Raw genomic sequence first — 16,787 nt, 5'->3', positions numbered from 1 at the left:
CAAGTTAATTTAATAATTTTATGGATATTATGTGAAAATAACTAATCTAAAATTAGCAATCAATTAAGCTGTTTCTTAATTTATTTTAATGTTATAGTAACAACTCAAAACTTGCACCACCTAAAAAAAATCTAAATTTAAATTATTTATTGAATTATTTAAAGGTTAAATAAGGGTTGAATATTTTTTAACTCTGATTTATATTTTGCACATGGAAAAACTGGATGAGTTAAGACGACAAATCGATTTAATCGATGAACAAATTTTAAAACTATTGAACAAACGAGCAGAGATTGCTATTGCTATTGGTAAAATAAAAAAAGCTCAAAACAAACCTCTTTATGTTCCATCAAGAGAAAAAGCAATTTACGAAAGACTAAAAATATTAAACAGTGGTCCATTCCCCAATGAGTATATAAAAAATGTGTTTCGTGAGATTATATCTGCATCCCTTTCTCTTGAAGAAGTGCAAAAAATTGCTTATCTTGGACCAGAAGGAACATTCACTCATCTGGCAGGGATAAAACATTTCGGATTAGCGGCAAAGTTAATACCACTTTCAAATATATCTGATGTTTTTGAATATGTAGAAAAGAAAAGATGCGCATTTGGAGTTATACCAATAGAAAACTCTCTCGAAGGTGTAGTAAACCATACCCTTGACATGTTTATGGATTCAAATCTTAAAATTTGTGGTGAAATTTATCTTGAAGTTTCTCATCACTTGATGAATTTGACTGGAAAATTTGAAGATATAAAAAAAATTTATTCTCACCCTCATGCTATTGCGCAATGTCGAAAATGGCTTTCAAAAAGTGCTAAAGGAATTACTGTAGTAGAAGTCGAGTCTACAGCTAAAGCTGCTGAAATTGCTAAAAAAGATGCAACTGTAGGTGCTATAGCTTCTGAAATGGCTGAAATACATTATGGATTGAAGATTGTAGAGAAAAGTATTGAAGATTTTACAAACAATTTTACAAGATTTCTTGTAATTGGATACACCGAGCCAGTAAGAACTGGCAATGATAAGACGTCAATTATGTTTTCTATCGCTCACAAAGCTGGTTCTTTGTACGAGGCACTTAGGGCTTTTGCACAACAACATATTAATATGACTAAGATAGAATCTCGTCCATCTAAAAGAAAGGCATGGGAATACATTTTTTATGTGGACATAGATGGTCATATTATGGATGAAAATGTAAAAATTGCACTAGATAACTTTTCAAAAAATGTTAATATACTTAAAATATTAGGCTCTTATCCAAAGGGGGAAAAATGATAAATTTTAGGAAGCTTGCAGGTGAAAATATTGCATCACTTGTGCCTTATGAACCAGGTAAACCTGTAAAAGAACTTGAAAGAGAATTAGGAATTAAAAAAGCTATAAAGCTTGCGTCAAATGAAAATCCTTTAGGAATCCCACCAAAAAGTAAAGAAGCCTTAATATCTTTCATGGATGAATTGAACAGATATCCTCTTGGTGATTGTTATTATTTAAGGCAAAAACTAGCTATTAAACTTGGAGTAGAAAAAAATAATTTACTTTTTGGTACAGGTTCCAATGAAATTATAGAACTTTTGATTAAAACTTTTGTAAAACCAGGTGAAAATGTAGTTTCTTTTTTCCCAAGTTTTTCTGTTTATGGGATAATTGCACAGGCTAATGGCTCTATTTGTAAATGGGTAGAAACAGATGAAGATTTTAAAATAAATTTTGAAAAAATAATAAATGCAATCGATGAAAATACAAAAATTGTTTTTCTTGCAAATCCTAATAATCCAACAGGCACGTATTTCAGCTATGATAATCTGATCTATTTTCTCAACAATATTAGAGATGATATTATTGTTGTTTTAGATGAGGCCTATTATGAATTTGTTGATGCCCAAGATTATCCTCAAAGTATCAATCTACTGAACAGTTATGTGAATCTTTTTATTATGCGAACCTTCTCAAAGGCATATGGATTAGCAGGATTTAGAATTGGTTATATTATAGGCAATTCTGAAGCTATTGAAATGTTAAACAGAGTACGCCAACCCTTTAATGTGAATATGGCTGCTCAAGTTGCAGCTGAAGCTGCCCTTGAAGATCACGATTTTTTGAGGAAAGTAATAAAAAATAATAGAGATGGAAAAATTTATCTTTATAATGAGTTTAAAAAATTAAAACTGAAATATTTTGAAACACAGGCCAATTTTATTCTTGTAAATGTCAACGATGGTAAAAAGATTTTCAATGATTTGTTACACAAAGGCGTTATTGTTAGATTCCTTGGCCCAAAACTTGCTCCATACATCAGAGTATCTATTGGTTTGCCTAAAGAAAATGAAATCTTTATTGAAAAATTAAAAGAGGTTTTGGAGGTATAATATGATTATTGTAATGAGGCCTGAGGCCACTAAAAAAGATATAGATTTTGTAGTAAAAAAACTTACTGACTATGGATTCAAAACTCATCTTTCAGAAGGTGTAGAAAGAACAATTATTGGTGCTATTGGTGATGAAAGAACTCTTCGTGATAAACCATTAAGTTCGTTGCCAGGCGTTGAGAAGGTAGTTCCTATTCTAAAGCCTTATAAATTAGTAAGCAAAGACTTCAAAAAAGAACCTACGGTAATAAACATAAAGGGGGTTAAGATAGGTGGAAAGCATATTGCTGTAATGGCAGGCCCCTGCTCTGTTGAAAGCAGAGAATTGCTTTTTGAAGTTGCTGAATCTATTTATAAATCTGGCGCAAGAATTCTGCGTGGTGGAGCATTTAAACCAAGGACGAGTCCATATTCTTTTCAAGGACTTGGTGAAGAAGGTCTCAAATATTTAAGAGAGGTAGCTGATCATTATGGAATGCTTGTTATAACAGAGCTTCTCGATCCAAGAGATTTAGATTTAGTAGCAAAATATGCTGATATTTTACAGATTGGTGCAAGGAATATGTCAAACTTTAGGCTTTTAAAAGAAGTTGGAAAAGCAAAAATTCCTGTTATGCTCAAAAGAGGAATGTGTGCTACCATTAAAGAATTTCTTATGGCTGCTGAATATATCGCCAGTGAAGGAAACTATGATATAATTCTTTGTGAAAGAGGAATAAGATCTTTCGATACTGAAACAAGAAATATCCTGGATTTAGCTGCAGTTCCTGTTATAAAAAATGTGAGCCATTTACCAATTATAGTAGATCCCAGTCACGGCACTGGTAGGAGAGATTGCATACTTCCAATGGCACAGGCTGCCATTGCAGCTGGAGCGGATGGGCTGATGATTGAGGTTCATCCAAGACCCTCTGAGGCATTAAGTGATGGTGACCAATCTATTTTACCTGAGAATTTTGATGTATTGATGAGAAGAGTTAGAGTAATAGCAGCTACTATAGAGAAACATCTAGAAGAGTAGATTAAGTGTCAAAAATTTTAAAAAAAATTGGTATAATAGGTATCGGTCTTATTGGCGGTTCTTTTGCTAAGGCTTTTTATAAAAAAGGGTATGAAATTTACGGTCTGGATTTTAATAGTGATACCCTTTTAAAAGCTATTGAATCTGATATTTTTGAAGGAGTTGCGAACTCTTTGGATGATTTTTTGACTTTTGACCTCGATTTAATATATATTACAACACCTGTTTCCTCAGCAAAAAAGATTTTAACAGATTTATCAGCAAAAAATATAACTACTCCTATTACCGATGCTTGTAGTACAAAGCTTTCTCTCGTGAAGTTAGCTAAAAAATTGAATTTGAATTTCTATGGTGGTCACCCTATTGCTGGTAAGGAAAAATCTGGTTTTGAGTATAGTGATGAAAGTATCTTAAAAGGTGCCTATCATTTTTTTACAACTGACAAAGAGGATGAAACTATTTTAGCTTTAAAAAAAATGCATGAAGAGATAGGAATGATCATAAAAGTTATAGATGCGAAAAAGCATGACGAATTATTTGGCTTAATCAGTCACTTTCCACATCTTATAGCTTTTGCATTGATTGATTTAGTGGATATAAAAAATCGTGATGCCTTTGGGTTTAGTGGTGGAGGATTTAAAGATTTTACTAGGATTGCAGCAAGTGATCCAAGAATGTGGACTGATATTTTTCTTGATAATAGTGAAATCATAACTTTACTAATCGATGAATTTATAGATATTTTACATAACTGGAAAAACAATATTCTTTATAAAAAAGAAGATGCAATATTTCAAGATATTGGACTTATTAGTAACATAAGAAGAAGTCTGTAACATTTTGTGTTAATATGATAACTAGGGAAGAAAGGAAAATATTATGGTTACTTTTGAAAAAATAAAGAAACTAAAAGGTGAAGTGGAAGTTCCTGCTGATAAATCAATAACACATAGAAGTTTTATTTTATCTGCTATGGCTAACGGCGAATCTATTGTAAAAAACCCTCTAATATCAAGAGACACAAAAGCTACAGTGAACGCTTTAAAAGCCTGTGGTGTTCAGTTTGAAAAAATCGAAGATGGTTTTAAAGTTATTTCAAAAGGATATGAAAACTTTCATGAACCTCTTGATATTATTAATTGTGAAAACTCAGGGACTACAGCTAGACTTTTAACAGGGCTTTTTTCTCCAATGAAAAAATATTTTGTTTTAACTGGAGATAATTCGCTTAAAAAAAGACCTATGGGTAGGGTTATTGAACCATTGAGCAAAATGGGTGCATCAATATACGGTAGAAAAGGTAATAAAAACTTACCTTTGACTATCTTACCATCAAAAATGCATGCTACAAAAATTGAATCAACAGTAAAAAGTGCACAGGTGAAAAGTGCTGTAATTCTGGCAGGTTTACAATTGGATGAAGAAACGATTTATGTTGAAAGGGTGAAAACAAGAAATCACACAGAAGTTATGCTAAAATATTTTGGTGTAAACTTAGATATATTTCATAATGAAATAAAAGTACCTGGTAGACAGATTTTAAAACCTTCTTTTATAGAAGTTCCAGGGGATTTTTCTTCATCTGCTTTTTTTATTGGTGCTGCTTTAATGTTTGAAAATAGTGAAATCTTAATTAAAAATGTTGGATTAAATCCAACAAGAACAGGTTTTATAAAAGTCTTAAAAGACTTAGGTGCAGATATCTCTATTTCAATTCATAATAATACTTTTGAGATTAAAGGTGATATTTTTGTTAGACATTCTAATTTAAAAGGTGGTCGAATTGATGGTGAAATTATCCCTAATATCATTGATGAAATTCCTCTCCTTGGTATTCTTGGACTTTTTTGTGAAAATCCATTAGAAATAAGAGGTGCAGAAGAATTAAGAGTAAAAGAATCTGATAGGATTAGCTCTATTGTTCATAATTTACATGTATTGGGAGCTAAAGTGGACGAGTATGAAGATGGTTTTAAAGTTTACCCTCTTGATAAAGTAAATCGTAATGGAATGCTAAAATCTTTTGATGATCATCGCATTGCGATGATCAATATTTTACTTGCAAAAAAATTTGGAAACTTTTTAATTGACAGTATAGAGAGTATTGATGTATCTTTTCCCGATTTTATTGAGAGGTTTGAGCTGTTAGAGGTTTAAATTTGCTACGTATAGCCATAGATGGACCTGCGGGTAGTGGTAAAAGCACTATTGCAAAAATATTGGCGAAAAAGTACGGTTTATTATATATTGATACAGGTGCAATGTATCGTTTTGCTGCTTATCTTATGCTCACTACAAATAGAAATTTAAATGAGCTAGTTGATTTACTAGAAGAAAAAGATATTACTTTTGAATACAAAAATGGCGAACAGTATCTTGTTGTTAAAAATGATGACATTTTATATTTGAAAGATGAGTTAAGAAGTATAGAAGTGACTAGTATTGTAAGTAAAGTAGCCTCAAATAAAGATATAAGAAATGCTTTAACCAAAAAGCAGAAAAAAATTGCATCAAAAAACAATGTTGTAATGGATGGAAGGGATATTGGTACTGTAGTTATTCCAGATGCAGAATTTAAATTCTTTTTGAATGCTACTTTAAATGAAAGGGCGAAAAGAAGATATAAAGATTTTGTAGAAAAAGGAGTAAAAATAACTTTTGACGAAGTTTTGGAAGATATTAAAAAAAGAGATGAAATGGATGTAAAAAGGGAAGTTGCTCCTTTAAAAAAAGCTGATGATGCAATTGAAATAGATACTACAGGATTGACAATTGAAGATGTGGTTTCAATAATAGATAAGATTATTAGTAAGGCGATAAAACAGTGAAGATCATAAAAGCAGAACATGCAGGTTTTTGTTTTGGCGTTGAAAGGGCTGTTGGAATTGTTGAAAATGCGTCCGCAAAGTATGAAAATGTTGTGACATTAGGTCCTATAATACATAATCCTCAGCTTGTAAACAAATTGAAAGAAAAGGGGGTTTTCCCAGTAAAGTCAACCAATGAAGTTGATAAAAAACATACAGTTATAATTAGATCTCATGGTATTACAAAAAATAATTATATAGCATTAAAAGAAAAATCTGTTAATCTTATAGACGCAACATGCCCTTTTGTCATAAAAGCCCATAAATCTGCAATGAGTTTATCAAAAGAAGGATATACAGTAGTTGTTTTTGGTGAAAAAGAGCACCCTGAAGTCAAAGGGATAGTGAGCTATGTTGATGGTGATTATTATCTTATTTCCTCCAAAGTAGAGGCAGAGCAGTTACCATTTAGGGAAAAATATGGGGTAGTAGCTCAAACAACCCAGAGAGAAGAAGATTTCGTAGAATTAGTCAAAATAGTGAAAAAAAAATGTAATGAGCTGAAAGTGGTAAACACAATATGTAATGCTACTACATACCGTCAAGAAGCTGCAAAAACAGTGGCAAAACAAGTAGACATGATGATTATTGTGGGTGGCAAAAATAGTGGTAATACAAGAAGACTTTATGAAATATGTAAAGATATATGTAAAAATAGTATTCATATTGAAACAAAAAATGAATTAGATGAAAAAATGTTTGAAAATATTGAAAAAGTTGGTATAACTGCAGGAGCTAGCACACCTGATTATCTGATAAATGAAGTTATAAACTATTTAAAAGAGGTTGGAAATGCAAGAAAACGCAAAAAACAATAACGAAATTGAAATGGAAGATTTTGAAACTTTATTGGAAGAATCATTATCACTGCCCAAAAAAGGTACTGTTGTAAAAGGACAAGTTGTCCAAATTACTGACAATCATATACTAATAAATTTTGGATATAAAAGTGAAGGATTTGCTAATAAAGAGGATTTTTTGTCAGATGGGAAATTAACAGTTAGTATAGGAGATGAAGTAAGCGTTATGGTTGTTGGTGTCACCGGTGGTGGTGCTAAAGTATGGCTTTCCAAAAAAGTACTTGATCAGAAGAAAGATTGGCAAGATGTTTTAGAAGCTCATGAAAAAGGTAGATATTTGCCTTTAAAAATATTGGAGAAAGTGGATAAAGGTTTTAAAGTTTCATTTGGTACAGTGGAAGGATTTATTCCTGATGGCCATATGGAATATATGTATAAACAACGTGAACCAAAATATTATATTGGAAAAGTTTTTAATTCAAAAATTCTCAAGCTTAACAAAAGAGATAAAAGTTTTCTCGCTTCAAGAAAGATTTATTTACAAGAAGTAAAAGAGGAAGAAAAAAAGAATTTCTTTGAAAAAACGAAAGTTGGGGATTTAATTAAAGGGAGGGTTAAAAGTATTAAAAATTATGGTGTTTTTATTGATGCTGGTCCCATTGATGTTTTTTTAAGAAGAGAAAATATTAGCTGGGGAAGAGTAAAACATCCTAATCAGTTTCTAGAAATAGATGATGTTGTTGAAGGAGTTGTTGTAAATATTGACATTGAAAATGAAAAAGTTGAAATAAGCCTAAAAGATAAACAACCTGATCCTTGGACAAAAGTAGATAAAAAATATAAAAAAGGCGATAAAATATCAGGTACTGTTGTTGCAAGGGTAAAAAAAGGTTATATTGTAGAAATTGAACCAGGAATAGATGGATATATTCCAGATGATGAAATTAGCTGGCTAAAAAAAGCTAATGTTAAATTAAATGTTAGAGATGTGGTAGAGGGTCAAGTTATTGATGTTGATAATAAGAATAAAAAAATAATTCTTTCTTTAAAACTTTTAAGTGAAAATCCATGGGTAACCCTGAAAAACAAGCATCCTGAGGGTTCTATAATTAAAGGTAAAGTGAAAAATATTACCGATTTTGGTGTATTTGTTGATTTTGGTGTATTTATCGATGGTCTCATTAGAAAAGAAGATATATCTTGGACGGAAGATATTGATGATTTAAATGATAGATTTAAAGTGGGAGATAATATTGAAGCTAAAATTCTAAAAATTGATGAAAAGAGAGAGAGGGTTTCACTAGGTATAAAGCAGTTAGAAAAAAATCCTTGGCGGGAAATTGATAAGATTTTACCTAAAGGAAAAGTTGTAGAAGTTCCTGTAATATCATTTACTAAGGATTTTGTGGAAGTAGAATTACCAAGGAAAATTAAAGGAGTTATTGAAGCTAAAGAGCTTGATGAACAAAAGGTATTGCCTGAAGAGCTTGTAAAAGTTGGTGATACAATAAAAGCCGTTGTAGTTGGATATAACACAAAAGAAAAAAAAGTCTATTTATCTAGAAAAAAATACTTATTAGATTCAGAAAAAAGAGAAGTTAAAGAGTTTTTAAAACAGTTGGAAAGTAAGGAAGACACTGGTTTTAGTTTAGGTAACATATTGAAAGATAAGCTAAAAGATATTGAGTAGTAATTTAGCTTTATTAAAGTAAAATTTTAAAGATATTTACTATTTTATTTAGCTTGTATGTTACTTATGGTAAATTTGAATGTGATTTTTGTATTGTATTTTGAGAATGATTTATAAATTAGAACACAGAAAAACATTTTTTTTACCATTGTTTCTAAAAGTTCTTTATAATTATTTCAGTATTAATATTTTTTTAAGATGAGTGAGAGTTGATGTATTATATTCTCTTTATTGTTTGTGCAGTTTTAATAGTTTATAGTGGAATGGCTCTATCGAAATATGGTGATGTAATAGCGTCTGCCACAAATCTTGGACATAGTTTGGTAGGAATACTCCTTCTTTCAGTGGTCACTAGTTTGCCTGAACTCATATCTTCAATTGGCTCAGTTACAGTTGTGGATGCTCCTTCACTTGCCTTTGGAAATATTTTTGGTTCGAACATGTTTAACATATTTATAATTTTTTTGATGGACTTGCTCTTTAAAAAAGATTCTATATTTGTGGATATAAGTTTAGCAAATATTGTAACAGGAATTTACGCATTATTATTAACAATTGTTGCAATAATGGGTTTTATTTTCAACTTTCCAAAATTTCTATGGCTCTCTTTTGGTAGTGTGATTATTTTTGTTATCTATGTAGCATCAGTTTATAGCGCTTATAGAAGTTCTTCTTTAGATATACAAATTGAAGATGATGAACCTATTTCTATTCCTCTTAGTAAAGCTGTCTTACTTTTCTTATTTTTTGCGATGGTCATTGTGATTGCTGGATTACTACTGAGCAAATCAGCTGATGTTATTGCATTGGAGACAGGACTTGGCAGAAGTTTTGTTGGAGCTTTTTTACTTGCCTTTGTTACTTCTTTACCAGAAATTTCAGCATCTATTGGGGCAATTAAGGTTGGATCTCCAAATATGGCTTTTGGAAATATAGTCGGTTCTTGTGTATTTAATGTGACAATATTGTTTTTTGTTGATCTCTTTTATATGAAAGGTGTTGTATTTGAATTTGTATCAACAATACACATGAAATCGGCTCTCTTATCTGCAATAATGCTAATTATTGCACTAATAGGAGTAAAACAGGATAAAATATCTAGATTTAGATTTGGAAGAATAAGTGTTTACTCCCTTTATATAGGGATATTTTATATATTCTATTTTTTCTATATGTATAAAATGAGGGGAAGTTAATGAAATGGTTGAAACTTTTTTTTAAAATCATCCTCTTTCTGATGGTAGTAGTATTTTTTGTAGAAATGGTGCTAATGCTTACTAAAGGTGATTCAACTATAATTCTTAAAAAGCCGCATATTTTGGTAGTAGAACTCAATGGAGTAATAGTTGATTCTAAAAAAGTGATAAAAAAGTTGGAAAGAGCTACAAAAGATGAGAATATAAAAGGTGTTATCCTTAAAATAAACTCTCCTGGTGGTGCCGTGGCTCCTAGTCAGGAAATATACAAATTTATTAGGAACATGAAAAAACCTGTCTACGCAGCTATTTCTACTCTTGGAGCATCTGGTGGTTATTATGTTGCTTCAGCTTGCGATAAAATATTTGCTCTTTCAGGAAGTATTACAGGTAGCATAGGCGTAATAATGAAGTTTTCAAACCTAAAGGAACTTTACAATAAAATAGGAATAAAAGTTGTTACAATAAAAAGCGGAAAATTCAAGGATATTGGCTCATCTTCTAGAGAAATGACTAAGGAAGAAAAAAAATTGTTGGAAAACGCTATAATGGATGTTTATAATCAGTTTATCGAAGATATACTCAAGACTAGAAATATAAAAAGGGAATTACTTTTGAAATATGCTGATGGGAGAATTATAACAGGTAATCAGGCTAAAAAAATTGGATTAGTAGACGCTATTGGCACTTATAGAGATGCTTTTGTTTCTATGAAGAAGGACTTTCATTTCACAAATGATGTTATTTTATTTGAACCAGAAGAAAGGAAAGGAGTTTTAAAAGAGCTTTTAGATGGGATTACTCATATAAAAATGAAGTTTGAAGAAACCGGTATTTTTTATTATCTTTATGAAAATTAATGTTTAATGAGGTTTTAATGTGTTTGCCAAGATTCCTACAGCACATATTGAGGGGATAGAACCAATACTTGTTGAAGTTGAAGTTAATATTTCGAATATGGGGTTACCTTCTTTTACTATAGTTGGTCTCGCAGAAACAAGTATAAAGGAAAGTCGTGAGAGGGTTAGGTCTGCTTTAAAAAATATTGGATTTAACATTTTTGCAAAACCTATTACTATCAATTTAGCACCTGCAGATTTTAAAAAGGAAGGTACTCATTATGATTTGCCTATCTCTATAGGGTTACTGGTAGCATCAGGTTTTCTAAATGCTGAAATAGATGATATTTTTTTCATAGGTGAAGTTTCACTCGACGGAAAATTAAGAAGCGTTAAAGGGGTTTTGCCATTTACAATATTTGCAAAGGAAAACGGTTTTAAAAAAATAATTTTACCTAAAGAAAATGTTAATGAAGCAGCTATAATTGATGATATAGAAATCTATGGATTTGAATCTTTAGATGAGGTACTTGCCTTTTTAATAGGCAAAGTGAATGTAAAGCCTACAAAGAAGGATATTTCAGAATTAATTAACCATGAAGATGAGTATCTTGATTTTGAAGACGTAAAGGGACAATTTACTGTAAAAAGAGGCGCTGAAATTGCTGCAGCAGGAATGCATAATTTATTAATGATAGGTTCTCCAGGTAGCGGTAAAACAATGATTGCAAAAAGAATCCCATCAATTCTACCTGAAATGACTCTAGAAGAAATAATTGAAACAACAAAAATTCATTCTGTAGCAGGAAGGCTAGTTAATAAAAATCAAATAGTTAGTAAGCGACCTTTTATTGCACCACATCATACAGCTAGTGATGTATCAATCATAGGTGGAGGACGTGATGCAAAACCAGGTGCGGTAAGTCTAGCCCAAGTGAATATAACAGTTTAATGCAAAGATGAGTGAAAATTTATTGTTTGTGATTATACTTGTGTATAGCAGTTACCTTAAAATCAATATGTTCTTCTAACTCTGGTCTAACTTTATTTCCTAAAGTATCCAATCCTATTTGGATACTTTCTTTCCGCGCATGTTTTAAAGCAGGAACAATATCTGAATCACCTGTTATTACAATAATAACATCAACAATTCTTTTATTTGCCAAAGAAGCAATATCTAATCCAATTTTTAAATCTACTGATTTTTGTTTAATCAAAGGCTTTATGTCATTTTCTTCCAACTCATTAACAGTGATTTTCCTTTTAAGTAATTCCTTTAATCTATCATAACGAATAGTCCAAGCATTATTTTCCCAATAAGTAGTTCCAAGTCTGAGAGCAAATAAAGGTGTCTTTTTTATTGACTCTAATAACTCTGTTTGTTTCTTAGCTTGATCGGTTTTTGAAAAATCAATGCTTTTTTTTGTTAAAGGATGCTCACCTTTTTTATTCAAAGGTAAAGTATCATAATAATAAATTCTATATAAATAGTCATTTTTTCGTAATAATTTTCTACAGTAGTTCCTAATGTTTTCTCCATTGTAATAAAATAATTTTAATGATTGTATTCTTTTGTACATAAACCAGCCATCAATAATAAAAGCTACTTTTCGAATAAACACTATTTCTCTCCAAAAAGTAAAGCCCCTTGGTCGGCCCTGCATCTCTTAGTTAGCAGGACGTTGCAAGGGGCACTTTTTAAGCGTATAACCATTTATAGTTTCCACCTGTTATTTATAAATTAGCGGAAGTTTTCATTAGAGTCAACAAAAATTACATAACCACTTATCAAATAAAACTTTATATGATTTCTCCGCTATTATAAAATATCTCATCAAGTTATCAATTCATTTTTTTTTAGAAACAAAATGCCTATACCAAAAATTTTTTAACTTATTACTCGCTACTCTATAACCCTGTTCCTGCAAATGTTTCATTAGATCATCGAAAGTCATATGTTTCAACTTGTCTATATTCTCTAAAACATAGTCTTCAAACTCAATCTTCATATTCGGTTTAAACTCTTCAAAACACGTCCTAATACCCGTTCTGTTAAAAGCTTTCACAAGCCACTGCACTTTTGAAAAATCAACCTGCAACTCGTAAGCTACTTCGCTAATCTTTTTGCCTTCATTTAACATCAACAACGCCTTTGCTTTCTTGGTCGGAGTGTTCTTTAAAACCTCTATCTCCCAATCCTCAAGATTCCTGCTAAAATAATCCTTCTTAGGTTCTTCTATCGTTATTCTTTGCCGATAGCCAGTAGTGAATTGAACATCAACATACTCATCAAATACAACAATCTTTTCAACTAAAACGCTCAATATCTTTTTCCTATCTGTTAAATCTGATACTTCCCATAAAACTTCAAACTGTTCCAATAATGTGTTTATTTTTTCTTTTTCTTCTTCAAAAGATTCAAATTGGTTTGTTTTAAGAGTTAAATCCAAGATTTTCTTATTCACCTGTTCCTTTTGCTTTCTCAATGCCTCTATTCTGTTCTTTAAGATGTTTTTGTCTATCTCTCCATCTTCAAAGGCTTCAAAATATTTATTTAGTTTTTGTTCGAGTTCTTTTTCTTTCTTTTTTAACGTCAAGATTTCTTTTTCTATGTTATCCTGTTCTTGTTTTAAAGCTTTATACTTATTTAGAAAAGGCTCTAACAACTCATTTTTTTTACTTTTAATGATGTTAAGAATTAAATTGCTAACCTCCATTTCTATAAAGTCAGCTTTTACTCCCTTAGAATCACAACTATCTGCAAAATAATTTATCCTTGCGGCGCACTTATACCTTCTCTTATTCCCATTCGCATTAGAGTGCATAGGAGAACCGCATTTGCAAAATATAAATCCTGTTAGCAAATGCTTTTGAGGATTCTTTCTTTTCTCAAATCTTCTTTGCTCAATTATTTCTTGAGCTTTATAAAATGTCTCCTTATCAATGATGGCGTCAATATTACCATCGACCAACCTACCTTTTATTTCGACAAGACCGGCATACGTCGGATTTTTCACAATACGCCAAATTGACGCTCTGGTAAAAAGGTTACCCTCTTTTGTCCTATAACCCTCTTTGTTTAACTCGGAAGCAATTTGCTTAGGTTTGTAACCGTAAATATACATCTCAAAAATTCTCTTCACAATAGGAGCATTCTCATCCTGAACAAATCTATCATTTTCCGCTTGATAACCAATAGGAGGATTGCCAAGCGGTAATTTTTTCTTTAACTTCCTTGTTTCCTTAACCGCATTGATTCGCTGTATAATACTTTCTCTCTCAAATTCCGCAATAGAACCAAGCATATTGATGAGCAGTTTTCCAACTGGCGTTTTTGTGTCAAAACTCTCAGTCATAGAGTAAAACTTAACGTTGTTTTTTTCAAACAACTCAAGAATGTAAAGCAAATGCCTCATTTTTCGGGATAATCTATCCATTCTCCATACAACGACATTTTCAATATATCCTTCTTCAATTTCCTTAATCAGTCTTTGCAGTTCAGGACGCTCTAATTTTGCGCCAGAAAAACCGCTGTCTATAAAATAATCAATCAAAGCAAACCCTTGTCTTTTACAATAATCGGTTAAATGCCTTTTCTGCGCTTCAACAGAATATCCACTTTTAGCCTGCTCCTCAGTAGATACTCTGATATAAATAGCCGTTTTTTTCACAATAATTACCCTTTAATCACGAAAGTTTCTTTATTTGACTTAATTATAATTTCATCAGGTTGCCCGATCAGGTTCAACAAATTTTCCACAGATGCAACAGGTATCGTTTTCTTTCCAGCTTTAACAAAAAGTATCTTATTACTATTTTTGCTATAGATAGCCGTTAAAACATCTATTAACTTCTGGTTGTTTACGCCCATAAGATATTCCCTCCTTACCATAAACTGTTTACTTAAAATATAATCAAATCATGTTTTTAATTTTGTGGTTTTTTCTAATATTATGTTTTTGTAAATTAAAATTCCTTTTACAGTCTCATTGTCTAATTTGATTGTCACAAGACAGTTGTTGTCCATTTTGAATACATAATTAGAATTATTTAAACTATCACATATCCGATCAGCTTCTTTTCTAGCATTTTCTAAATCATATAGATTTGTTTTTTGAGCAATAAAATTGAATCCATCAATCCATTTAACTACAATATATTCCTGTCCACTTACAGTAGTTTGAAAAATTGGTTTATCAGGTTCATCGTCTATTGAATAGTCTTTTAAAACTTCAATCAAAGCTTCAATAAATTTTTCATACAGAGGTTTGCGTTTTTTCTTTTTTATTTTTTGTGCTTCGTTTACTTTTTCATGCTCTTTACTGCACTGATCCTGTGTTTGTTCTTGTTTATGCATCAAAGTATTATCATTTTCAGACGGTTCATCATCAATACTTTGTATTTCGCTTGTTACAAAATCATCAAACTTTACCTTCCCTTGAAAATTATCGGGCTTTGAACATCCCCATAAAAATTTATTCTTTATTATGACAAAATTTAAAGTAACCTCTCTACCGTTATTAAAAACTAAAGTTCCTTTGAAAAAGTTTTTACCAGCATTATCGGATATAATAACGTCTTTTTGACTTAATATTGATATTAAATGATTAGCGGTTGTTTTATATCGGTAATTTTTCTGCATATAATTGATAGCTTTATTTACTACCAGAGGAGTCACAAGCAACGATACGGTATCTAAAACAAATATTTGTCCGCCGATTTTGTTTATTAAAAGAGATTGTTGGTTAGCTAAATCGTTTACGGATTTTATAAAATACTCGACTAAAGCAATATCCTCTTTTATCCCCTTTTCCTCATTCTTATCTTCTTTTCTTTCCGCTATAACGCTTTTTACGTCCGCTTCTCTTATAATTTCCTGAATAGTGCTCTTCGGATCATAACCGAAAAAATCGTCGATTAAACGCAAGAAATTTATAGCTGATAGATATTGTCTATCTTGCTGAGTTAGTATATCGAAAAGTAGAATTATATTTCTTTTTTCATGTTTTTTTGTTCTGTTCGGTTTCCACATTAGCTCACACTTCGGATATTTTAGTTTAAAATCAAGCAAGTTATCCTCAAACGGATCAAAGATTGCTCCGCTTTCATCCTTAATAATAAAATCAAATAATTTACCAGCATCATGGAACAAAGCGTTTATAGCAGTCCTATAAAGCACTTTTTCTTTGTTTTTTAAATTAAACTGACTATCTATATTTCCTCTTTGGTCGTATTTTAATTCAAGGTATTTATGTTGCTCTACAAGGCTGTTAATCACTGTTTCAAGCGAATGTTTTAATAGTCCAAAAGGTTCGCTGTGGTGATGGTTTTCAGACGCTGGGGCGTCATAAACCTTGCGGATAAATCTCCTTATAACGTCATAAAAGAGCTTATAAGCCACATCTTTATAGGAAGGCAATAGGTTGTCTATTTTAATAAAATACTTTTCAAAATCTTGAATAATTTTATTAATTTCGGTGTCAACCTGAGACTCATCATTTCTCTTAAACAAGCTGAATATCTTAAACATTTATTACCTCGCACTCCAGTTTTTGAAAATTCTGATAAACAAAAAACCCTATACAAATTGAATCTGCAATGTCGTGGTCTATCTTCTTTTTTACTTTCTTTTTTGCATACTTTAGCGATAACTCTTTCAGCACCGCTCTTTTTAACCTTTTATCCGTAAGCAGTTTTTGCCAGTTGGATGGACGGATACGATATATGCCCTTGCAACCACACATAAAGGCTATTGTTTCAAGACGTGTCCTTGATTCCACAAGAGAAATCAAAGTTTTTGGATTGCGAAAAAAATACTGATATTCAATTGCAAGCAAGAAAGGAGAGTATTTGTTAAACAATCTTTGCAGTTCTACAATATTATCTGCCGGTATTTTTAGACACCTTTTTACTTTTTGATTTTTGAATATAGAAATTGCAAACTCTTTTGTTGACGGGTCAACGGATATTAGCCACATAAGAATAATCTAATTTATTT

General features: G+C 31.2%; 16 protein-coding genes. 11 read left to right on the top strand and 5 right to left on the bottom strand.

All coding sequences use genetic code 11. The features are described from left to right. The first annotated feature begins 211 nt into the window (after positions 1-211). From pheA to OWK30_RS03980, 11 genes are all read left to right on the top strand, one after another. On the top strand, positions 212-1,282 hold the full coding sequence (gene pheA, locus OWK30_RS04030; protein WP_423323813.1) for a prephenate dehydratase: 1,071 nt from the start codon (positions 212-214) through the stop codon (positions 1,280-1,282). Then, on the top strand, positions 1,279-2,376 hold the full coding sequence (gene hisC, locus OWK30_RS04025) for a histidinol-phosphate transaminase (RefSeq protein ID WP_423323811.1): 1,098 nt from the start codon (positions 1,279-1,281) through the stop codon (positions 2,374-2,376). Before pheA ends, hisC begins: the two co-directional genes overlap by 4 nt. Position 2,377: 1 nt before the next feature. Next, on the top strand, positions 2,378-3,397 hold the full coding sequence (gene aroF / locus OWK30_RS04020; RefSeq protein ID WP_423323809.1) for a 3-deoxy-7-phosphoheptulonate synthase: 1,020 nt from the start codon (positions 2,378-2,380) through the stop codon (positions 3,395-3,397). Between the two features lie 5 nt (positions 3,398-3,402). Next, entirely contained in the window at positions 3,403-4,233 is an 831-nt protein-coding gene (locus OWK30_RS04015) for a prephenate dehydrogenase (RefSeq protein ID WP_423323807.1), read from the top strand. Between the two features lie 43 nt (positions 4,234-4,276). Then, positions 4,277-5,554 (top strand): 3-phosphoshikimate 1-carboxyvinyltransferase, encoded by a 1,278-nt coding sequence (gene aroA, locus OWK30_RS04010; RefSeq protein ID WP_423323805.1) that lies wholly within the window; start codon positions 4,277-4,279, stop codon positions 5,552-5,554. Positions 5,555-5,556: 2 nt separating this feature from the next. Continuing rightward, a complete protein-coding gene (gene cmk, locus OWK30_RS04005; protein WP_423323803.1) occupies positions 5,557-6,225 on the top strand; it encodes a (d)CMP kinase in 669 nt (222 codons plus the stop codon). Beyond that, a complete protein-coding gene (ispH, locus tag OWK30_RS04000) occupies positions 6,222-7,082 on the top strand; it encodes a 4-hydroxy-3-methylbut-2-enyl diphosphate reductase (protein ID WP_423323801.1) in 861 nt (286 codons plus the stop codon). Before cmk ends, ispH begins: the two co-directional genes overlap by 4 nt. Then, positions 7,057-8,754 carry a S1 RNA-binding domain-containing protein gene (locus OWK30_RS03995; RefSeq protein WP_423323799.1) on the top strand — a complete coding sequence of 566 codons (1,698 nt, stop codon included), beginning with the start codon at positions 7,057-7,059 and terminating at the stop codon, positions 8,752-8,754. The genes ispH and OWK30_RS03995 overlap by 26 nt, the downstream gene beginning before the upstream one ends. Before the next feature lie 212 nt (positions 8,755-8,966). After that, on the top strand, positions 8,967-9,950 hold the full coding sequence (locus OWK30_RS03990) for a sodium:calcium antiporter (protein ID WP_423323797.1): 984 nt from the start codon (positions 8,967-8,969) through the stop codon (positions 9,948-9,950). After that, positions 9,950-10,810, top strand: a complete 861-nt coding sequence (gene sppA, locus OWK30_RS03985) for a signal peptide peptidase SppA (protein WP_423323795.1) — start codon at positions 9,950-9,952, stop codon at positions 10,808-10,810. Before OWK30_RS03990 ends, sppA begins: the two co-directional genes overlap by 1 nt. Positions 10,811-10,829: 19 nt before the next feature. Then, positions 10,830-11,741: a YifB family Mg chelatase-like AAA ATPase gene (locus OWK30_RS03980; protein WP_423323793.1), complete on the top strand. Its 912-nt coding sequence runs from the start codon at positions 10,830-10,832 to the stop codon at positions 11,739-11,741. Positions 11,742-11,760: 19 nt separating this feature from the next. On the opposite strand, the gene OWK30_RS03975 is transcribed toward OWK30_RS03980, so the two are convergent. The 5 genes from OWK30_RS03975 to OWK30_RS03955 form a co-directional block, all read right to left on the bottom strand. Then, complete coding sequence (locus tag OWK30_RS03975) at positions 11,761-12,411, bottom strand: NYN domain-containing protein (protein WP_423323791.1); 651 nt, start codon at positions 12,409-12,411, stop codon at positions 11,761-11,763. Between the two features lie 225 nt (positions 12,412-12,636). Next, entirely contained in the window at positions 12,637-14,460 is a 1,824-nt protein-coding gene (locus OWK30_RS03970) for a recombinase family protein (RefSeq protein WP_423323789.1), read from the bottom strand. Between the two features lie 5 nt (positions 14,461-14,465). Then, entirely contained in the window at positions 14,466-14,660 is a 195-nt protein-coding gene (locus OWK30_RS03965; RefSeq protein WP_423323787.1) for a hypothetical protein, read from the bottom strand. A 48-nt stretch (positions 14,661-14,708) separates the two neighbouring features. Then, positions 14,709-16,319 carry a TraI domain-containing protein gene (locus tag OWK30_RS03960; RefSeq protein ID WP_423323785.1) on the bottom strand — a complete coding sequence of 537 codons (1,611 nt, stop codon included), beginning with the start codon at positions 16,317-16,319 and terminating at the stop codon, positions 14,709-14,711. Then, entirely contained in the window at positions 16,312-16,767 is a 456-nt protein-coding gene (locus OWK30_RS03955) for a RuvC family protein (protein ID WP_423323783.1), read from the bottom strand. The genes OWK30_RS03960 and OWK30_RS03955 overlap by 8 nt, the downstream gene beginning before the upstream one ends. Between the last annotated feature and the right edge of the window lie 20 nt (positions 16,768-16,787).

The sequence above is a fragment of the Deferribacter abyssi genome (assembly GCF_049472655.1).
In the GTDB taxonomy this organism is placed as follows: Bacteria; Chrysiogenota; Deferribacteres; order Deferribacterales; family Deferribacteraceae; genus Deferribacter; species Deferribacter abyssi.
The sequence above is the reverse complement of the archived record's forward strand: the minus strand, read 5'-3'. Positions and strand labels throughout refer to the sequence as shown.